At 31.1% G+C, this 21838-nt stretch carries 19 protein-coding genes, 1 tRNA gene and 2 pseudogenes; 18 read left to right on the forward strand and 4 right to left on the reverse strand.

From position 1 onward, the window contains the following. The 12 genes from PTA89_RS04270 (at position 1) to PTA89_RS04325 (ending at position 13765) form a co-directional block, all read left to right on the forward strand. Complete coding sequence (locus PTA89_RS04270) at positions 1-1899, forward strand: ABC-F family ATP-binding cassette domain-containing protein (RefSeq protein WP_162852850.1); 1899 nt, start codon at positions 1-3, stop codon at positions 1897-1899. Between the two features lie 17 nt (positions 1900-1916). Continuing rightward, complete coding sequence (locus PTA89_RS04275; RefSeq protein WP_081537960.1) at positions 1917-2873, forward strand: thymidylate synthase; 957 nt, start codon at positions 1917-1919, stop codon at positions 2871-2873. Positions 2874-2891: 18 nt separating this feature from the next. Further along, complete coding sequence (locus PTA89_RS04280) at positions 2892-3395, forward strand: dihydrofolate reductase (RefSeq protein WP_324177437.1); 504 nt, start codon at positions 2892-2894, stop codon at positions 3393-3395. Between the two features lie 826 nt (positions 3396-4221). Continuing rightward, the gene (locus PTA89_RS04285; protein WP_324177438.1) at positions 4222-5151 is read left to right on the forward strand and encodes an SGNH/GDSL hydrolase family protein; all 930 of its coding nucleotides are present in this window, start codon (positions 4222-4224) and stop codon (positions 5149-5151) included. Between the two features lie 4 nt (positions 5152-5155). Then, complete coding sequence (locus tag PTA89_RS04290) at positions 5156-5755, forward strand: YpmS family protein (protein WP_003706167.1); 600 nt, start codon at positions 5156-5158, stop codon at positions 5753-5755. An 11-nt stretch (positions 5756-5766) separates the two neighbouring features. Further along, positions 5767-5994, forward strand: a complete 228-nt coding sequence (locus PTA89_RS04295; protein ID WP_003710029.1) for a YozE family protein — start codon at positions 5767-5769, stop codon at positions 5992-5994. 58 nt (positions 5995-6052) lie between these two features. Continuing rightward, on the forward strand, positions 6053-6910 hold the full coding sequence (gene ylqF / locus PTA89_RS04300; protein ID WP_003706169.1) for a ribosome biogenesis GTPase YlqF: 858 nt from the start codon (positions 6053-6055) through the stop codon (positions 6908-6910). Between the two features lie 9 nt (positions 6911-6919). Then, on the forward strand, positions 6920-7687 hold the full coding sequence (locus PTA89_RS04305) for a ribonuclease HII (protein WP_003707884.1): 768 nt from the start codon (positions 6920-6922) through the stop codon (positions 7685-7687). A gap of 64 nt (positions 7688-7751) precedes the next feature. Continuing rightward, the gene (gene dprA / locus PTA89_RS04310; RefSeq protein ID WP_003707883.1) at positions 7752-8612 is read left to right on the forward strand and encodes a DNA-processing protein DprA; all 861 of its coding nucleotides are present in this window, start codon (positions 7752-7754) and stop codon (positions 8610-8612) included. Positions 8613-8799: 187 nt separating this feature from the next. Beyond that, complete coding sequence (gene topA / locus PTA89_RS04315) at positions 8800-10911, forward strand: type I DNA topoisomerase (protein ID WP_034998089.1); 2112 nt, start codon at positions 8800-8802, stop codon at positions 10909-10911. 22 nt (positions 10912-10933) lie between these two features. Continuing rightward, the gene (trmFO, locus tag PTA89_RS04320) at positions 10934-12244 is read left to right on the forward strand and encodes an FADH(2)-oxidizing methylenetetrahydrofolate--tRNA-(uracil(54)-C(5))-methyltransferase TrmFO (RefSeq protein ID WP_081537965.1); all 1311 of its coding nucleotides are present in this window, start codon (positions 10934-10936) and stop codon (positions 12242-12244) included. A 117-nt stretch (positions 12245-12361) separates the two neighbouring features. Further along, positions 12362-13765 (forward strand): PTS transporter subunit IIC, encoded by a 1404-nt coding sequence (locus tag PTA89_RS04325; RefSeq protein WP_324177439.1) that lies wholly within the window; start codon positions 12362-12364, stop codon positions 13763-13765. A 42-nt stretch (positions 13766-13807) separates the two neighbouring features. On the opposite strand, the pseudogene PTA89_RS04330 reads toward PTA89_RS04325, so the two are convergent. Then, a pseudogene (locus PTA89_RS04330) lies at positions 13808-13942 on the reverse strand (TetR/AcrR family transcriptional regulator); the annotation flags it as partial. Between PTA89_RS04330 and PTA89_RS04335 the strand changes: the two are divergent. The 6 genes from PTA89_RS04335 to PTA89_RS04360 all read left to right on the forward strand — a co-directional run bounded on the left by PTA89_RS04335 (position 13942) and on the right by PTA89_RS04360 (position 19362). Beyond that, the gene (locus PTA89_RS04335) at positions 13942-14925 is read left to right on the forward strand and encodes a hypothetical protein (protein ID WP_324177440.1); all 984 of its coding nucleotides are present in this window, start codon (positions 13942-13944) and stop codon (positions 14923-14925) included. The pseudogene PTA89_RS04330 and the gene PTA89_RS04335 overlap by 1 nt on opposite strands. 35 nt (positions 14926-14960) lie before the next feature. Further along, entirely contained in the window at positions 14961-15215 is a 255-nt protein-coding gene (locus PTA89_RS04340; protein ID WP_324177441.1) for a hypothetical protein, read from the forward strand. Positions 15216-15373: 158 nt separating this feature from the next. Further along, positions 15374-16030: a histidine phosphatase family protein gene (locus PTA89_RS04345; RefSeq protein ID WP_003700129.1), complete on the forward strand. Its 657-nt coding sequence runs from the start codon at positions 15374-15376 to the stop codon at positions 16028-16030. 15 nt (positions 16031-16045) lie between these two features. Then, positions 16046-16714, forward strand: a complete 669-nt coding sequence (locus PTA89_RS04350; protein ID WP_324177442.1) for a tetratricopeptide repeat protein — start codon at positions 16046-16048, stop codon at positions 16712-16714. Then, positions 16707-19181, forward strand: coding sequence for an SF1B family DNA helicase RecD2 (gene recD2 / locus PTA89_RS04355; protein WP_191355484.1), 2475 nt, complete (start codon positions 16707-16709; stop codon positions 19179-19181). Before PTA89_RS04350 ends, recD2 begins: the two co-directional genes overlap by 8 nt. Before the next feature lie 93 nt (positions 19182-19274). After that, a tRNA-Ser gene (locus tag PTA89_RS04360) sits at positions 19275-19362 on the forward strand. Positions 19363-19554: 192 nt separating this feature from the next. Here the strand turns inward: PTA89_RS04360 and PTA89_RS04365 are convergent. From PTA89_RS04365 to PTA89_RS04375, 3 genes and pseudogenes are all read right to left on the reverse strand, one after another. Further along, positions 19555-19806 (reverse strand): annotated as a pseudogene (locus PTA89_RS04365) (tyrosine-type recombinase/integrase); the annotation flags it as partial. A 239-nt stretch (positions 19807-20045) separates the two neighbouring features. Next, entirely contained in the window at positions 20046-20255 is a 210-nt protein-coding gene (locus tag PTA89_RS04370) for a helix-turn-helix domain-containing protein (protein WP_003710043.1), read from the reverse strand. A gap of 1062 nt (positions 20256-21317) precedes the next feature. Continuing rightward, on the reverse strand, positions 21318-21803 hold the full coding sequence (locus PTA89_RS04375) for a hypothetical protein (RefSeq protein ID WP_289526288.1): 486 nt from the start codon (positions 21801-21803) through the stop codon (positions 21318-21320). Positions 21804-21838 lie beyond the last annotated feature (35 nt).

The following is a 21838-nucleotide window of genomic DNA, read 5'->3' on the forward strand; positions in this document are numbered from 1 at the left end:
TTGCAAACTTTACGTGTAGAAAGTTTAACCAAGACATATGGCGAAAAAACGCTATTCAAGGATTTAAACTTTTTAATAAATGAACATGATAGAATTGGCTTAATTGGAACAAATGGTTCTGGAAAAACAACACTATTGAATGTATTAACTGGAATTGATTCAGCAGATTCTGGAAATTTAATAAAACCAAATGATTATCGCATAAGTTACTTAAAACAAGCACCTGAATTTCCACAAAACAGTACAATTATGGAAGCTATTTTTACTGGAGCAGCTCCTGTATTTCAAACAATTAGAGATTATGAAGAAGCTCTAACTGAATATGGAGCACATCCAGATGATAAAAAAGCTGAACAACGTTACATTAAAGCTGAAGAAAAAATGAATCAAGAAGATGCATGGACAGCTGATAGTGATGTTAAGACAATTCTAACTCAATTACACATAGAGGATTTAACGCAAAAAATAGAAGAGTTATCTGGTGGACAAAGGAAGCGTGTAGGATTAGCTCAAGTATTGATTCAAGCGCCTGATTTGTTGATACTAGACGAACCAACTAATCATTTGGATTTTGATTCTATTGAATGGTTAGAACAATATCTTGCTAACTATAAAGGAGCATTATTAGTAGTTACACATGATAGATATTTCTTAGATCAGATAGCTACTGAAATAATGGAATTGTCATTTGGTAGTTTATATTCATATACTGGAAACTATCAAGATTTTGTTAGACAAAAAGCTGAACGAGTTGAAAGAGAACTTGTTCAAGAACATAAACAACAACAATTATATAAAAAAGAATTAGCTTGGATGAGAACAGGTGCTAAAGCACGTACTACTAAGCAACAAGCTAGAATTAATAAATTTAATGAATTAAAAAGCAATTTAAATAAAGTCCAAGTTGACGAAAATGTTGATATTAATTTAGGACAACAAAGACTGGGAAAGAAAGTATTAGAATTAAAAGATGCAAGTTTAACAATTGGAAATCATAAAATAATTGAAGATTTCAATTTGTTAATCCAAGCTGGAGACAGAATCGGTATTACAGGCGTTAATGGTGCCGGGAAATCTAGTTTTTTAAATGCTTTATCAGGTGAATTGCCATTAGATTCAGGTATTTTGACAATCGGTGAAACTGTAAAGATGGCTTATTATCGACAACAGACAGAAGAGATCCCTGAAGATAAAAGAATTATTAGTTATTTAAACGAAGTTGGTCAAAATATTGTAAATAAAGATGGTGAGCGAATTAGCACAACTCAATTATTAGAACAATTTCTATTTCCAAGATTTATGCACGGAACGTTGATTCGAAAACTTTCTGGCGGTGAAAAGAGACGCTTATATCTTTTGAAATTACTGATGTCTCAACCTAATGTTTTATTATTGGATGAACCAACTAACGATTTAGATATAGGAACATTAACAGTTTTGGAAGATTATTTAGATAACTTTAACGGAACTGTTATCACCGTATCACATGACAGATATTTTCTTGATAAAGTAGCTGATTCATTATATATCTTTGAAGGAAATGCAAAAATCAAGCATTATGTCGGAATGTTTACAGATTATCTGAAAAATGCCGAGAATGAGGCAGTTAAGACTAAAAAACAAGTATCTGCAACAAAAATAGAAAAGACAGATAGTGCAGAAGACAAAGTTAAGAAGAAAACTAAGTTAACTTACGCTGAAAAGATGGAATATGAAAAATTAGAATCAGAAATCGACAAGCTTGAAAATGATAAAACAAGTTTAGAAGAAGAAATGCAACATGTTGATGGAGCTGATTATACTAAATTAGCAAGTTTACAGCAACAAATTGATGAATTAGATGAAGACATTATGGAAAAAGTTCAACGTTGGGACGAACTTAGTCAGTATGTTGATTAATAGGAAGGAGAACACCGATGTCTATAGTAGAAGAACCGTATTTACAGTTAATTCGTGATATTTTAGAAAAAGGGCATAAAAAGAGCGATAGAACTGGAACAGGGACAAAGAGTCTCTTTGGTTATCAAATGAGATTTAATTTAGCAGAAGGTTTCCCATTATTAACGACTAAAAAAGTTCCATTCGGCTTAATAAAGAGTGAATTGTTATGGTTTTTAAGAGGAGATACTAACATTAGATTCTTATTGGAACATAATAATCATATTTGGGATGAATGGGCATTTAAGAATTGGGTTCAAAGTGATGAATATCATGGACCAGATATGACTAATTTTGGTTTAAGAGCCCAAGAGGATGATAACTTTAATAAGGTTTATCAAGATGAAAAGAAAAAGTTCTGTCAGAAAATTGTTGAAGATCAAGAATTTGCTAATAAATTTGGCAATTTGGGAGATGTATACGGTGCACAATGGCGTCATTGGCAAACAAGAAATGGTGAAACTATAGATCAAATAAAAGATGTTATTGAGACTATTAAAAATAATCCAGACTCACGTCGCATGATTGTAACAGCATGGAATCCAGAAGATGTCCCATTAAGTGCTTTACCACCTTGTCATACATTGTTCCAATTTTACGTGAATGACGGAAAATTAAGCTGTCAATTATATCAACGATCTGCTGATGTATTTTTAGGTGTACCTTTTAATATAGCAAGCTATGCATTATTAACACATATGATTGCTAGAGAAACTGGACTTGAAGTGGGAGAATTTGTGCATACTCTTGGTGACGCACATATTTATTTAAATCATTTAGATCAGGTTAATGAACAGTTGGAAAGAAGCCCTTATGATGCACCAAAATTGTGGTTAAATCCAGAAAAGAAAAATATTATGGATTTTGAAATGAAAGATATTAAAGTAAAGAATTATCGTTCACATTCGGCGATTAAAGCGCCAGTTGCTGTTTAAAGTTATGAGGTGTCAACTATGATTTCATTTGTATGGGCAGAAGATCAAAAACATCAGATAGGGTATAAAGGACATCTACCTTGGAGACTGCCAGCCGATTTAGCACATTTTAAAAAGGTTACAATGGGTCATCCGATGGTAATGGGGAAAAAAACATTTGATAGTTTTCCTGGTCTATTACCGGGGCGTAAACATGTAGTATTAACACATGATACTACTTTAAAAGAAAAGTATAAAGATAATTCTCAAGTAAAAATTTTGAATTCAATTGATGAATTAACTTCTTGGTTAGATGAAAATCAATCCCAAGAAGTCAGTGTTATTGGTGGAGCGATGTTATTTAAACTACTTCTTAATAAAGTAGATAAATTATATAAAACCGAAATACTAAGTGAGTTTGATGGTGATACGGTTATGCCTACTATTAATTATGATGAGTTTAAACTTATTTCCCAAAAAATCGGCAAGGCAGACGAAAAGAACATATATCCTTATATATTTTTGGAATACGAAAGAAAATAATTTCTAATAGAAATAAAGAAAGATGAGTATAACAATTTTTAGTACTCATCTTTTTTTGTTTTTTAAATTCAGACCTCGATTTTTAGTTAATTTCAAGTTTTATTGACGTTTTTGCAATTAAAAGATTAATAAACTCAATAGATACAAGGTAGTAGCGATAGTGAACAAGACTGTTTCTAAAAGTTTGGTATATTCAAATTGGCGTATAATGATAATTAAAGTGAATAAAATTAGAACTATTATGGATAGTATAGTTGATAAAGTACTAATTTTCAGATTAAGTAAGGAAAGTAAACTATATATAAAAAATAATATATTAGTAACTGAAAAAAGTATTTTTTGTTGATGATAACATAAACAAGTAAATAGAACATTGAATATTAGTAGGGCTAGGCTTAATCCAAATCCGATCCAACCAAGAGTAGATAAGTGGAAACCGATAAATGTGGCTATGTAGACAGTAGTTACGTACAAATAGAGTAAACATGATGAAATTATATCCATAACTTTAGTAACTCTGGTTAATTTAAGAGATATACTAATAATTTCAAGTGATGAGTAAATAAAAAGTGAAGCTAGTATGAGTGATAAAGCTGTAATCATTGCATAATTAGTAGTTTTAGAGAACTTAATCAAATCGATAATCAACAATATTATCGAAGAAATTAAAGAAAGACCTAAAAGAACAGAGCTGCTAATTATAGTAATTAAAGGATGTTTATTATTAAAATTTTGCATTAGTATCACCTATAAAATTTTGTTATAATTTACGATGTATGTATCTTTCATTGTAACATAGATATTTTAGTTTCTAGAGGTAATAAAAATGAATTATAAAAAAATAGTATTGTTAGGGTCATTGGTTGCAATTTTAATCGGAGTTATTACTTTAACTACCATTAATAGCAAGAAAAATATAAGCAAAAGTAATAAAGTTCAGATAAAGAGTACTAGAGAAAATGTTAAAGCTGTGAAAGTTTCTAAAATTAAGCTTGTGGGATTAGGTGATTCTTTAACGTACGGAGTTGGTGACCAAACAAATAAAGGTGGATATATACATCTTATTAAAGAAAAAATAGAAAAGAAAGAATCTATAGACGTGATTACCAAAAATTATGGTAAGACTGGGGATAGAAGTGATCAAATATTAGCGAGACTTTTAACCAAGAAGAATATTCAAAAAGATATCAAGAATGCTAATGTGATTACAATGACAGTTGGTGGTAATGATCTAATGCAAGTTATGGAGAAAAATTTTTCTTCAATGGCAGATGATAAGATGCAACCAGTTGTAGAAAAATCGGCAAAGAATTATCAAAGTAATTTACAAAATTTAATAGGAAAAGTTAGAAGTTTAAACAAGAAAGCACCAATATTTTTGTTTAGTGTATATAATCCATTTTACGTATATTTTCCTAATATTACGCAGATGCAAGATTATACTAATAAATGGAACAAAATTGCTAGACAAGTTACATTGGAAGAAAACAAAGTATATTTTATTGATATAAATAGACAACTTTCAATGGGGCAATATGTAAATTTACCTAAAGAAGATTTGGTGAAAAAATCAGAAACAGATTTAGATAAAAAATCAGGTAAACAATTAGAAAATATTTTATCAAATACAAAAGAAAAGAATGACTATTTATCTGAAGATGATCATTTTCATCCTAATTTAAAAGGATATAAGTATATGACAAATAAGTTATTTGATGAAATGAATAGACATAAAAATACATGGTTGGTGAAATAATAGAATGGAAGAGAAAAAAGTAAATTATTGGAAATGGGCTTTTTTTGTATTAGTGGGAATTTTATTTATAAGTGGTTGTTATCTTGCAACAAAAGTAACTTCACAAACAAAAGAGCAAACTAATATAGCTAAAGTTTCAGATAAGAATTCTAAGCAAAAGTATACAAGTGTTGATGTTACATTGGATAAGAAACAAGCTAATGCAACAATCAATTATTATCTACGAAAAAATCAGAAAAAAGGTAAGATCAAATATCGTTTTTTGGTAGATAAATCTGCAATCATGATGGGAACAACTAAGATTTTAGGGAAAAATGTGTCATTTACATTATATACAAAACCTACCTTAGATAAGAATGGAAATATTTTATTAAAAGTTAAATCAGTGGCCATTGGTTCATTAAACGCTCCAGCTGGATTTATATTGAAATATGTGAAAAATAATTACGACTTAGGGAAAGTGGCGATTATTGATCCAAAAGCAAAAACTATAACTTTAGATTTAAATCAATTAACTAAGAAACAAGATATTTTAGTTAAGGGTACTAAGTTGGACTTGGTGAATGATGAATTTAAATTTAATGTAAAAGTTCCGTTGAAATGAGAGGTATTTTTATGAGTAAGAGACAAAGTTTTTATCAATTTCTAATGACTGAAAGAAATCCAGATAGTACAGATGAAATTGCACAATTTGCTAATAATGCATTTTATGATCAAAGCTTTCCAAAACAAGCAGATGACTATGATTTATTATCGCAATATTTGGAATTGAATGGAACATATTTACCAAGTATGGTAATTTTTGATAATGCTTGGATTAAGTATGAAGAATTTATGAGTTAGAGAAAAAGTATGTTAATATGAATTAGACTAGTATTTTAATGAAAGGACATGATATATAATGGCGATTATACAATGGTTTCCTGGACATATGGCGAAAGCTTTACGTCAGGTAAAAGAAAACTTAAAATCTGTAGATATCGTACTTGAATTGGTAGATGCACGACTACCAGAATCATCGCGTAATCCACAATTAGCTGAAGTTTTACAAGATAAACCTAGTATTATTGTATTAACTAAAATGGATTTAGCTGATCCTGCTGAAACAAAAAAATGGATTAACTATTATGAAAGTATGGGACAACCTGCAATAGCTGTTAATAGTAACAGTGGTAATTTGAAGATAATTGAAAAGAAGATTAAGGAAATTCTTGCAGATAAGCTTCAAAGCAGAAAAGAAAAGGGAATTCAAAACCAAAAATTACGTGCGATGTGTATTGGGATTCCTAATGTTGGCAAGTCAACTTTATTAAATCACCTAGTAAAAAAGAATGTTGCACAAACTGGTAATCGTCCAGGGGTTACTAAGGCTCAACAATGGCTTAAAGCTGGAAAAGATTTACAATTATTAGATACACCAGGAATATTATGGCCTAAATTTGAGGATCCTTTAGTAGGGAAAAAATTAGCATTAACTGGTGCCATAAAAGATACATTATATGCAAAAGATGATGTTGCTTTATATGCGGTAGAACATTTTATCCATACAAATCCAGATGCGCTTGCTCAAAGATATAGATTAACACAATCAGAAATAGAAGATACAACTGTTGAAACTTTATTAGCTATTACAAGAAACATGGGATTTAAAGAAGACTATGATAGAGCTAGCGAAAGATTAATTTTTGAAATTCGTAAGGGTAAATTGGGCAGATATACTTTGGATAAGACGCCAGTAGATGCTAGTCCGGAAAATTAGAGGAAGTAAATGGAAAAGTTAACAATAGCTCAAATAAAAAAGATGCTAACTGAAGAAATTTCGAGTGAGCAATTAGCAGAATTGAAGTTAGATGAGCGTAAAGGCGTTCAATTAGCAATTAAATCTTATGAAAAAAGATTAAAGAAAATTGAAAATGAAAAATTAGAATTTCAAAATAGATTGAAAATTGAGCGTGATTTATGGGATAAGGGTATCGAATATATCGCTGGTGTGGATGAAGTTGGTCGAGGTCCGTTAGCAGGTCCCGTTGTAACTGCAGCGGTTATTTTACCACATGATTTTGATGTTTTTGAAGTTAACGATTCAAAGCAATTAAGTGAAAAAAAGCGAGAAGAATTATATAAAAAAATATTAGAAAAAGCAGTTGCTGTAAGTGTAGGCTTATCTGATAATAATTTAATTGATGAAGTAAATATCTATGAAGCTACACGTTTAGCAATGAAACAAGCGATAGAAAGTTTAAACATTACACCACAAAAAATAATTGTTGATGCAATGACAATTGATACAAAAATTCCTCAATTACGGTTAATAAAGGGCGATGCTAAAAGTGCATCTGTTGCTGCCGCAAGCATTGTTGCTAAAGTTACCAGAGATCATTTGATGCAATTTTACGCACGTATTTATCCAGGATATGGTTTTGAAAAGAATGATGGTTATGGAACTAAACAACATTTGGAGGGCCTTGAAAATAAAGGAGTTACTCCAATTCACAGACAAAGTTTTGAACCAGTCAAAAAAATCTTATTAAAATAATACAAAGAAAACCTTATTTCTACGTATCTTATTAGATAGATTGTAGCAGAAATGAGGTTTTTTTATGGAATTAAGAGATTTTTTAATAAGAGCACATATTTGTAGTCAATACTATGGTGGTTCGGTAAAAAACGTAGCATATTTTATGAATGAAATACAAAAATTACCTACAGAAGAAGAATTTATCAAACTATTGAAACTTAGTGAAAAGAAAATTGGAAAGTATATGGCTTATTTTCTTAGTGATGGTTTAACTAAAGAAGTAGAAGAAAATAAAAATTATGGTGGAATATGTACAATTTTTGATGAAGATTACCCAGTTTTATTAAAAGAAATATATAATCCACCGCTAGTATTTTTTTATAATGGAAATTTTTCACTTTTGAATGCTCCTACATTAGCGATTGTTGGAGCAAGAAAGCATTCACCATATGCGAAAGAAGTATTAAAAAAGTTACTACCAGATGTTTTAGGTGAAGGTATTGCAACAGTTAGTGGTTTAGCGAAGGGAATAGATAGTCTGGCACATAAGATAACATTATCAGAGAAAGGAAAAACGATAGGTGTCATAGGAACAGGGCTAGATAGGACATATCCACGCGAAAATTTTGAGCTACAAGCCAATATGGAAAAGGAAGGGATAGTTTTAAGTGAATATGCATTGGGACAAAAGCCTTTACGTTTTCATTTTCCAGCTCGAAATAGGATAATTTCAGGGTTATGCCAATCATTACTAGTTGTTGAAGCTAGAAGACAAAGTGGCAGCTTAATAACTGCTAATATGGCATTACAAGAAAATCGAAATGTCTTAGCAGTTCCGGGAAATATTAACTCAATATTATCAAAAGGATGTAATGAATTAATTTCGGAAGGAGCCAAACCAATTTTAGAAGCAAAGGATATTTTAGAGGAATTTAAAATATAGCTAGGATATGGTTTCTGAAATAATTCCGCTTGCATAATTTGAATATCTAGTATAGGATAATATTTGAATTTTTAAGCAGAGGAAGTATGAGCTTAATTTTAAAGATGACATTTTAGCTTAGTAATGTTAAAGTTATCTTGGTTAAAAAATTTTGAATAAGTTAATTAATGACAAAGGAGCTGGGTTAATGCCTACTACTCAGAAACCAAAGAAAAAGACAACGAAAAGAACACGAAAGAAAAATTTAGTAATAGTAGAATCGCCTTCCAAAGCGAAAACAATTGAAAAGTATTTAGGGTCAAATTATAAAGTTATGGCTAGTTTAGGTCATATTCGAGATTTACCTAAAAGTAAGATGGGGATTGATGTTGAGAATGGATATGAACCACATTATATCTCTATTCGTGGTAAAGGCGATGTTATAAAAGAACTTAGAAAAGAAGCAAAAAAAGCAAGCCATGTTTATCTAGCAGCCGATCCGGACCGTGAAGGAGAAGCTATTGCTTGGCATTTATCATATCTTTTAGGATTGAACCCAGAAGATAAAAATCGCGTTGTGTTTAATGAAATAACCAAGGATGCTGTAAAGAATGCATTTAAATCACCACGTTCAATTGATATGAATTTGGTAGATGCACAACAAGCTAGACGTGTGTTAGATAGGCTTGTAGGTTACTCGATCTCACCATTATTATGGTCAAAGATAAAGAAGGGTCTTTCTGCTGGACGTGTACAATCAATAGCATTAAACTTAATTATCCAACGTGAAAAAGAAATTCGAGACTTTAAACCTGAAGAATATTGGACAATTGATGCTAAGTTTAAAAAAGGTAGAACTAAATTTGAAGCTGACTTCTGGGGTGTAGATAACAAGAAGAAAAAGTTATCTAACGAAAAAGATGTTAAAGAGGTCATTGGAAAGATTGATAAAGATAAACCTTTCAACGTTATCAATATTGAACAAAAAGAACGTAAAAGAATGCCACCATTACCTTTTACAACTTCAACAATGCAACAAACTGCTAACAATAATTTGAAGTTTAGAACTCAAAAAACAATGATGGTTGCACAACAATTATATGAAGGTATTAATATTGGACGAGGTGGAGCTGTAGGTTTAATTACTTACATGCGTACTGACTCTACTCGAATTTCGAGTGTTGCTAAGCATGAAGCAGCTGTCTTTTTACATGAAAATTATGGTGAAGAATATGCTGCTTCTAAACCACGTCAAGGTAAATTATCTGAAAATGCACAGGATGCTCACGAAGCTATTCGACCATCATCAGTTGAACGTACACCTGAAAAGATGGCTAAATATTTAGATAAGGATCAATTGAAATTATATACATTAATTTGGTCAAGATTCGTGGCAAGTCAGATGACACCGGCTGTTTTTGATACTATGCGTGTAGATATAGAACAAAATGGAGTTCAATATCGTGCAAATGGTTCTAAGATGAAATTTCCTGGATTTATTAAGGTATATAAAGCAGCAACAAGTAAAGATAACTTATTGCCAGAATTGAAGGTTGGCGATGAGGTTGACATGGTTCAAAATCAACCAAATCAACATTTTACTTTACCACCAGCTCGCTATTCTGAAGCTACTTTAATTCGTACTTTAGAAGAAAATGGTGTAGGTCGACCATCTACTTATGCACCTACTTTAAGTACAATTCAAAAGCGTTATTACGTGAAGTTAGTCTCACGTAAGTTTGAACCAACTGAACTAGGTGAAATTGTTAATTCCATGATTGAAGAATGTTTCCCTGATATTTTAAATGTTGATTTTACAGCTCACTTGGAAGATCAATTAGATGATGTTGAAGAAGGAAAAGAAGAATGGGTTAGAATTATAGACGAATTCTATCAACCTTTCTCTAAGGAAGTTGACAATGCTCAAGTAAAGATGGATAAGATTAAGATCAAAGATGAGCCAGCAGGAATTGATTGTGAAATCTGTGGGGCTCCAATGGTCATTAAATTAGGTCGTTATGGTAAATTCTATGCCTGCAGTCGTTTCCCAGATTGTCGAAATACTAAGGCGATAGTTAAGGAAATAGGTGTAGTTTGCCCTAAATGTCATAAAGGTCAAATTATCGAACGCAAATCTAAGAAAAATAGAGTCTTCTATGGTTGCTCATTGTACCCAGATTGTGACTTTGTTTCTTGGGATAAACCAATTGGACGTGATTGTCCAAAATGCAGGCATTACTTAGTAGAAAAGAAAACTAAGAAGGGTATGCAAGTTAAATGTAGTAATTGTGATTATGAAGAAGCAATTCAAAATAATTAAAAGGCATTAAGGAGATGAAAATATGACAGCAAGTGTAAATGTTATCGGTGCTGGTCTTGCAGGAAGTGAAGCTGCATGGCAAATTGCAAATCAAGGAGTTAAGGTAAGATTATATGAAATGAGACCACAAAAATTAACTCCAGCACATCATACTGAAAATTTCGCAGAATTAGTATGTACCAATTCTTTAAGAGCAAATCGTTTAACCAATGCTGCTGGTTTGCTTAAAGAAGAAATGCGAACTTTCAATTCTATTATTATGGAGTCTGCAGACAAGCATTCTGTACCAGCTGGTGGTGCGCTTGCTGTTGACCGTGAAACTTTTTCGAAAGAAGTAACAGAAAAGTTACACAATCATCCAAATGTTGAGATTATAAATGAAGAAATTGATGAAATACCAGAGGGATTAACTGTAATTGCTACAGGTCCACTTACATCTGATGCTTTAGCTAAGGATATTACTAAATTTACTGGTAGCGATGGATTGTTCTTCTTCGATGCTGCTGCTCCTATTTTAGAAAAATCTTCTTTAGATATGGATAAAGTTTATTTGAAGTCTCGTTATGATAAGGGCGAAGCTGCTTATCTAAATGCACCTATGACTAAGGATGAATTTTATAATTTTTACAATGAGTTAATTAAAGCAGAAACAGCAGAATTACATGACTTCGAAGACGATAAATTCTTTGAAGGATGTATGCCAATTGAAGAAATTGCTTCTCGTGGTGCACAAACGATGTTGTATGGTCCTTTAAAGCCAGTTGGATTAGAAGATCCACGAACAGGAAAAGAACCTTTTGCAGTAGTTCAATTGCGTCAAGATAACGCTGCTGGAGATCTATACAATATTGTTGGTTTCCAAACTCATTTGAAATGGGGCGAACAAAAGAGGGTATTTTCTATGATTCCAGGTTTAGAAAATGCACGTTTTGTAAGATATGGTGTAATGCATCGCAACACATTCTTATGTTCTCCAGAAGTTATGCAAGCAACATATCAAACAAAGAAACGCTCAGATTTGTTCTTCGCTGGTCAAATGACAGGTGTAGAAGGTTATGTTGAAAGTGCTGCTAGTGGATTATATGCAGGCTTGAATGCTGCTAGAATTGCTCAAGGAAAAGATCCAGTTATTTTTCCTGAAGAAACGATGATGGGAGCAATGGCTCACTATATTACACATGCCTCTGTGAAGAATTTCCAACCTATTAATGCAAACTTTGGAATTGTACCAAAATTACAAGAGAGAATTAGAAATAAACAAGAACGTAATTTGAAAATTTCGGAGAGAGCCATTGATAGGATCAAGAAATTTAAAAATTTAAATTTCGATTAATTTATTAAGCTATTAGATGATAAGTCTAATGGCTTTTTTATTGTATTAATATCATATATAATATAAAAGAATTTGGTTACTGTAATTTATTTAATAAAAAGAGGGTGACAAAAGCAAATGTTAGAAACATTGAATAATTTTTTCACTATTTTTGGTGCCAGCATCATAGTACCAATAATAATTTTCATTATTGCTCTATTTTTACATGTTAAATTTTCCAAAGCTATAATGAGTGCTTTTTATGCAGGTGTTGGCTTAACAGGGTTCAACTGGGTTATTGCTGAATTCACACCAATTGTAACCAAGATTGTAAGGCAAATGGTCAATAATACTGGAATTAAGTTACCAGTAGTCGATATAGGGTGGCAAGCTGGCTCTTTAGCAAGTTTTGGCTCATCTGTAGGAATAACTTTCTTTGTATTTGGCTTAATTTTTGAATTAATTATTTTTGCGTTGGGCATCACTAAGGTTTTTATGGCATCTAATTTATGGAATAATTTTGGATTTATGATTTGGGGAACTTTAGCTTACTATGTAACTCACAATTTTTGGTTATCATTAATCCTATCTTTTTTCATGTTACTGTATACTTTGGTAATTGCAGAAATTCAAGCTGATAGATGGTCGGAATATTTTGAAATAAAGAATGCAACAGTAGCTTCATTGCATAACATAGAACAGACTATTCCTGCAATTTTGCTGGATCCTTTATGGAACTTGTTGGGATTTAATAAGGTGAAGTTAACTCCGAAAGTTTTCAAGGATAGATTAGGAGTGTTTGGGGAGCCAACGAGTTTAGGGGTAATATTAGGAATAATTATAGGAATTTTAGGTAATTTAAACAATTTAACGGATATAGATGCTTGGGGAGAGATATTAAAGTTTGCAATTCAACTTGCTGCCGTTATGACAATCTTTCCATTAATTACAGACGTTTTCGCTAAAGCATTTATTCCTTTGGCTGATGCGATTGATAGTAGACAAAAAGAGGAAATGAAAGAGAAAACACACCCTAAGAGATGGTTCTTAGGTATTGATGATGGTGTAGGTTATGGAGAACCAGCTACTATAATATCTGGGATGATATTGATTCCAATTATGGTACTACTAGCATTTGTATTACCAGGTAATAGGACATTACCAGTAGTAGATTTAATAGCTTTACCTTTCATGGTTGAGTCAATAGTTGCAATAACTAGAGGTAATATCTTAAAAATAATTGCAAATGGAATTATTTGGTTTAGTTTAGGATTATATGCATCAAGTTGGTTAGGTTCAGTTTATACAGAAGCAGTATCAAATTATGGTGCTACAATTCCAACTGGTGTAGTTTTGATTACAAGTTTTAATTTAATGGCCAGACCATTAAATGCAGTGGTATTTGCGGCATTTATTTCACAAAATCCATTTTGGATAGGGTTATGCTTAGTAACTTATCTCGTATTATTATTTTTACTTAGAAGATATAGAAGTCAGATATGGAGCTATCTAAGAAAAATGTCAGAGAAAAATATAAATTAATATAAATAAAAATTACTCAGATTTTTAAAGCCTGGGTAATTTTTATTTATCTTTCATAATTATATTAGGATTTGGAGCGATGCCTTTTAACAGTACTTCAGTCCATTCTTTAGTAAAAGGGAGGGCTTGTTGATATATTTCAGGTTGGGAAAAGCCGTTAACCATCGTTTGAGTATATGGAAGAAAACGGGCAATTAGAAATATTGAATTCGTTGCATATTGGTTCGCAAGCCTCTAGTATGGCAATAAATTTATTGGTACTTTTACATACAGTTTTAACAATTATTTTAGTTAGTGGAATTTTAGTATCTTACAATGTTAGTTCTATAGATCTTAAAGGTAGTTTGTATTTTGCATGTTCATTAAGATCAGCTAGTTTGTTAGGTGCATCAATAGCTTATCTTTGTGCTCAAATCTTTGCTACAAGCTCACAAGCACGTGGAATTTTCTTTAGTATAGTGGGAATATTATATGTACTTAGAGCAGGTACTGATGTTAGTAATTTGACATTATCTAAGTTTAATCCACTAGCTTGGACTTATTTAGGTCATCCTTTTTATCAAAATAATTGGTATTACTTGATAGGATTATTCTTATTAACTTTAGTTGTATTTAGTATTGGTTTGGTGCTTGAAAGTTCACGAGATTTAGGATCTAGTACAATTGCTCCAAAAAAGGGTAAAACTAAAGCTAGTAAATGGCTAGCTACACCACTAAGATTTTTCTTTTACTTAAATAGATCTACTATTATTTCTTGGTTACTAGCTGATGGTGTAATTGCAATAATGTATGGTTCAATTTATGGAGATATTGATACATTTGTCAGCAGTAATAAATTAATTAGTCAAATGTTTGCTAATAATTCTACAACATTGATTAATTCATTTACTTCTTTAATTATGGTGGTAACGACAGCAATTGGTTTAGTGATGCCACTAGTAGTTGTTCATAAAGTGCAGTTTGAGACAAATAAAGAACGGTTAGGTTATCTTTTAGTGCAGCGAGTAAGTAGGTTGAAAGTTTACCATTCTAGTTTGATTTTAGCTTTATTTTTCGGGACTTTAGCTATACTAATAAATGGATTTTGTTTAGGGATAGCAGCTACTTCATCAATGCAGGCTAATAATGGAAAATTTATTATTGTATTAAAGCATCATTAAATCAATGGCCATTAGTTTGTTTATTTGTTGGACTAATGTTACTAAGCTTGAGTTTGCCTATATTTGTTGGTTGGTTAGTTTATGGATTATTAGGGTATAGTTTTTGTATAATATACTTTGCTGTACTACTTGATTTGCCTAAGTGGATGACGCATACTTCGTTATTCAACGTACTTGCTAAAATGCCAATGGAAAAATTTGATTTGATGTCATTTGCTATTTTAACTGGTATAGGGATATTGGCGATGCTATTAGGAGGAATTTTGTATACTCGAAAGGAAATAGTGTAGATAGTTAACTACAGAACAGTTGGATTTGCTTCAACTGTTTTTTATATATTAAAATCAATAACTTACTTGTAGATTATGGAGAATACGAGTAAACTTGAATTAGTTTTTATTATTATTTTGAAGTTATTTTAATTATTAAAAATAAAGGTGAGGTTAGTATGACAAGACTTTTTTTTGTACGCCATGGAAAAACAGAATGGAATTTAGAAGGTAGATACCAAGGGGCACATGGAGATTCGCCATTATTACCTCAAAGTTTAGAAGAAATAAAACAATTATCAGAGTATTTAAAGACATATCGTTTTGCAAAAATATACTCTAGTCCAATAAAAAGAGCATTAGTAACTGCTCAAAAAATAAAAGAAAACCTACCTTATAACGTACGTTTAGAAGCAGATGCTGCATTTTCTGAGTTTAATTTAGGTAAAATGGAAGGTATGAAATTTACTGAAGTAGCAGAAAAATATCCAGCTGAATTAGATGCTTTTAGAAATCATCCTGATAAGTATGATCCAACAACAATAGAGGGTGAATCGTTTCCTGAATTATTTGCAAGAATGACTCCGAAAATTAGAGATATAGTTAAAAGATATCCTAATGATGATATTTTGATTGTTAGTCATGGTGCGGCTTTATGTGCTGAAATTCGTTATCTCCAGGGAATACCATTAGAAAAGATTCGTGCAAAAGGTGGATTGGCTAATACAAGTACAACGATTTTACAAACTGTAGATGACAACCAAAAATTCAAATGCTTAGTATGGAATAAAACTGATTATCTAAAGAGAGACTTAGATGCAACTGATGTAGTATAAAGTGGTGGTGAAATAGTGGATAAAAACATTAAAAATAAGGCTGAAGAATTAATTAAAGATCTTATACAGAAAATAGATAATAATCCTTATGATGCACAGGCATATTATAATTTAGGGGTGGCTCTTAATGATGCTCATTCTGCTGAACAAGCAGAAGAACTATTTAAGAAAGCATTGAATATATTTGCTAATGGCAAAGAAAAATCTTCACTTATGCATTATGGATTGGGAAATGTATACTATACTAATTCGATGTATGATAAAGCTATAGTGGAGTTTAAGAAAGTTCAATCTGAAAAGTTAAAACAAGATTCAATGTTAATGATGGCACAGGCATATTATGCCCAAGAAAATTATCCTCAAGCTATGATGTATGCATTAACAGTTTCTGAAAATACAAAACATAATGTAGATGCGATTTCTTTATTAGCATCATGTTTTATGGCTACAGGTGATTTGACTAATGCAAAAAAATACTATTTAAAAGCTTTAGAATATGACAAAGATAATGTAGAAGTATTATTCCAATTAGGAGTAATAGAACTTAGCTTGTCAGGAGAAGCAGGTAAGTATTTTGATCGAGTTAAGAATTTGGATAATGAATATTACAAAAAAATGCAACAACGTTTGGCAGATGTTCAACGTTTCTTAATGACGCAAAAGAAAGGAAAGTCTGATGAGTGAGGAATTAGATCTTTTTGACCAAGAAGATAATGGTAAGTATCTTATAGGAACAGTAAATGCTGTCTACTTCGAGGCTTCCGATAGTTTTTATAAAGTTCTACAAGTCTTGATTAAAGAAACTAATTTCGACTGGGATGATCAGAGAATAACTGTGACTGGAAGTTTTGCTAATATTCAAACAGATTCTTTATATCGATTTGAGGGAAATGTTGTAGAGCATCAACGTTATGGAAAACAATTCCAAGCTGAAAGTTACCAAATAGAATTACCTTCTACAAAAGATGGTGTAATTGCATATCTTTCGAGTGATGAGTTTGTTGGTATAGGTAAAAAGACAGCTGAAAAAATAGTAAAAAAATTAGGTGTAGATGCTATTGACGTTTTAAACAATGATATGGATAAATTAGAAGAACTTGGATTATCTGAAAAGCAAAAGGATAGTATAAAAAAAGTTTTAAAGGAAAATTATGGAATTGATAAAATCATAATTGAACTTAATAGTTTAGGTTTTACTAGTACAATGGCTGGAAGGATTTATAATAACTATACAAATAGTACCTTGGAAATAATCCATGAAGATCCATACAGGTTATCCGTAGATATTGACGGAATTAGCTTTACTAAAGCAGATCAAATTGCACAACAATTTGGCTTTGCTAGTGATTCTCCTGGTAGAATTCGAGGAGCTATTTTCCAATCATTGTATGATTTAACTTATGCTACAGGAGATACTTATGTTGAGTTAAAACCCTTAGTAACTGAAACATTAAAGCTTCTTGAAAGTAATCGCAATGAAGCAATCGATCCACAATTAGTTGCAGATCAGTTAATAAAGCTTGCTGAAGAAGATAAAATTAAGTCTGATGATAATAAAGTATACAGTAGGACCTTTTTCAATGCTGAGTGGAATATAGCAGAGAATTTATATCGACTATTGAGATCGGGCAACAGTGATTTACCAAATAATGATGCGTTATTAGATAAACTCTTAATAAAAGCTGAGGATCAATTGGGAATAGATTATGATAGTGAACAAAAAAGGGCGATAAAAGATGCAATTAAATCACCAGTTTTTCTGTTAACAGGTGGTCCAGGTACTGGTAAGACAACAATTATTAATGGAATTGTTGCAGTATATGCTTTATTAAACGACATAGATTTAGATATTGGTAAGTACGATAAAGATAATCCATTTCCAATATTGTTAGCTGCACCAACAGGACGAGCTGCTAAAAGAATGGCAGAATCGACGGGATTACCAGCTTCTACAATTCATAGAATGTTGGGAATAAATGCGCATGATGATAAGTTGCCTGAAGATATTCAAGAACTTGAAGGTGCATTGTTAATTGTCGATGAAACATCCATGGTAGATACACTTATCATGGATTTATTGTTAAATAGTATTCCTAGTCATATGCAAGTTATTTTTGTGGGAGATAGAAATCAGCTTCCGTCAGTACAACCAGGACAAGTATTTTCTGATTTATTAGTTAGTGATACCTTACCTAAAAAAGAGTTAACGAAAATCTATAGACAAGGTGAAGGTTCCTCAATAATTAATTTGGCACATTCAATAAAAAATGGAGAACTGCCGGTAGACTTCACTAAAGCACAATCTGACAGAGCATTTATTCCATGTGAAGCTAGCCAATTAACTTCTGCTGTTGAGCAAGTGGTAAAAGCTGCCTTGAATAAGGGAAATAGTAAAGATGATATTCAAGTATTAGCTCCAATGTATCGTGGTAATGCAGGAATTAATAGGTTAAATACTATTTTACAAGAATTATTGAATCCAGCTAAACCTCGACAAAAAGAAGTTACTTTCAATGAGCAAATATTTAGAATTGGAGATAGAGTTCTTCATTTGGTAAATGATCCTGAAAATAATGTCTTCAATGGTGATATTGGAAAGATTATGGGAATAAATATACCTAAAACTAAAAAAGATAAAAAGGGTGAACAGATAATAGCAGATTTCGATGGAAATGAAGTAACTTTTGATAAAAAGGATTGGATTAATTTGACGTTAGCTTACTGTATGTCCATCCATAAATCCCAAGGTAGTGAGTTTCCAATTGTAGTATTAGCAATGTTGCCACAATATCAAAGAATGTTTGCTAGAAACTTGTTATATACAGGAATAACTAGAGCTAAGCAAAAATTAGTTCTTTTAGGAAATATTTCTTCATTTAGACAAAGTGCAGAGATTATCTCTCTTAACAGAAAGACTGGATTATTGAAACGTATAAGAATGGAATTCGGAGTAGAAGAAAAACCAGTAGAAAAAACTGATAATGAAGAAGTTGCCGTGAATAATGACAAAGAACAAGATTCCATTGTTGAAGAACAGGATGAACCGTTTATTTATAATGATGGTATATTGACCATGGATATTATTGTTAATAACAAAGTTGATGCAATGATAGGTATGGATGATATAACACCTTATGATTTTATGGAATAAATTATTTTTAGTATTTATATCATTACTTATAACACTAAATAATCGGGTAAGTATTGCTTATATAACTATTTTTTGTTATACTAACTCTGTTACGGAGAGTTGGCAGAGTGGTAATGCACCGGACTCGAAATCCGGCGAGCCGATTTATATTGGTGCGCAGGTTCAAATCCTGTACTCTCCTTTTTATAAACAATATGTTATAGTTTAAATAATTTTAAAATCACCTATAAACGTTATTATATCAACGTTTATAGGTGATTTTTTGTTTCTGAGTTTTCATATGTTTTAGTATGTTTTTAATTCTTTGGAGTACTTTTGGTGCACTTCCATTTTGAACAATATATTATTTGTTATTAACAAAATTATTCATATTTTAAAGATAATTTTTCTTATTATCAGTGTAAAATTCATTAGAATTATTATATAAACTTGAGATAAATTTAGATATTTGATTATCAGCACGATTTTTATATTCATCAATTAAATAAGAGTATACTCTAGATGTTGTAGAAATATCTGAATGTCCTAAACGTTTAGATATAATATACAAGTCAATATTTTTTGATAAAAGGTAAGCGACATAAGTATGTCATAGACTATGGAAGTGGAAACTAGGTTTATTGATTTTCTTAGTTCTTTTAAAACCAGTCTTATTTTCATATTTATGTTCATCGTACCAAGATACCCTTAATCATGTATCCTTTACCTTTTTTAAATATGCTAACTACAATAATAACTCCCTAGATTTAAGAACCTAACTGTTTACGACGATCATTCAAAGAATAGTATATTAATTAACTTTAAAAATATAGTTGCAAATATTGCATAAATTATCCATTTAAAATATTTATCTTGTTTATTCATCTAATCATCCTTTCTTGGATCCTTAATACCTGTTACAGCTTCCATACCTTGAGTAGTTACTAATATCACTTTTCCAAATCTTTTAACTGAACCTTCTGGAAATTTGTCTGGGTTTTGTCTAAGGGCAGTTCTAACATAAGCTTCATTTTTATTCCAAATTTTAGCTGCTTCTTGAGCAGTCATTATATCTTTGCTATTTAAATTAATCATGTTTTCACTCCTAACTACATTAATAAATTGAAAATAAATATAATTACCAAATTAACAAAAGTAATAATATCTAAAAAAGTTGTTTAGCTTTTTCATTGTAATTACTTTCTAAGTGGTTACCTATGTTTCTTTGGAACTTTTTTGTGTCGAGGTCTGTAAGGTATTGTTGTTACCACTTCTCAACACTTGTATGATAACACGTTATCGTGTTGGTATCAATTAAAAATCAAAGTTATTGTAAAAATATGAAAGTTTAGTAGGTTATAACAGATAGTTGAGTCGACCCAATCTGTTACAATTCGTTACACTTTAAAAAGTTTATGATAGGGTGGTATAATATGTTTGCAGTATTGATGACTGTCTTGATAGCACCTATCCATTTAGTTAGGTGATTTTAGTAAAATAAAAAAAGCAGATGTTGGGTCGCTTGCTACCACATCTACTTTTACTATCTGGATCAATTCGTCAAAGATTAATGCTTCCGCTTATGACGGTTCTTAATCTTATCTGAAATAATGTCAGATATAATGTTTATTAGGATAGTCAATCCTAACGTTACTACTAAGGGAATCAAGGTAATACATCTCGATTGAAGATTAGTTATCTTCAAAAAAAATACGGCTAGTCACCGTAAAATTTCTCCTTTCTGTTCTTCTGACAGAAAGGTTTTTTATTTTCCAAGTTAAATTTAAGGTAATAAAAAAGAACAACTGACGATACACAGAATCAGTTGTTCTAAATTTTATAGCTTTGTTTATAAGTTGATTTATCTGAAGTTAGTATATGATAAAACATACAAAAAAATGATAAGTGAATATTTAAGAAAAATTATCAATAAAGTCAAAAATAAAATGATATAATCTTCTCAAAGAGGTGTTTATACATGGGAATTCTATTTTTAATATTTGGTATATGGATAGCATGGAAGATTTTAAAAGTTGCAGGGAAATTATTTTATTGGATATTCTGTATTGCACTTTTCGTATGGCTAGTTTCACATATATGGTTACTTGGGCTTATTTTTATTGCAGCTATCGGTGGAATATACTCTCTGGCCAAAAGCTAATTTCTATGAGAAACTAATTCCCAACGAATACTAATATAATTTCCTAAAAAGTCGCCATGTTCTAGTTCAGGTAAAATTTCTGCCAATGAAACGTCGTAATTGATAGGAATTGGATTGACATCATAACGAGGACGGCCGTACTTCTCAACGAAATCAGGATTGTTATAAAATTTCATTTCATGTTTAGTGATTGAATAACTATCCGAATTTTTTAATAGGTCTAATTTAAAACGAGGTCTAGGTATTAAACTATTAGGAATAATATTTAAGTAAACGAAAAATTCTGAAAAATCACCATTTTCAATTTTAAACTGGACAGGACTAATGATAGTTTGTAAAGCTGGTGACTTTGCAGGAATCGAAGGCATGTTTTGATCAGGTAAGTATGCATATGATGGATACGAAATATGAATTATATAAATGTATTCGTCGCTTTCGTCAGATACTAAAGCTCCATCAATAACTAATCTGTATAATTGCATCATCAAAACTCCTTAGTATTAATTAATTGTGATAA

This window comes from Ligilactobacillus salivarius, from assembly GCF_035231985.1.
GTDB classification, from domain to species: domain Bacteria; phylum Bacillota; class Bacilli; order Lactobacillales; family Lactobacillaceae; genus Ligilactobacillus; species Ligilactobacillus salivarius.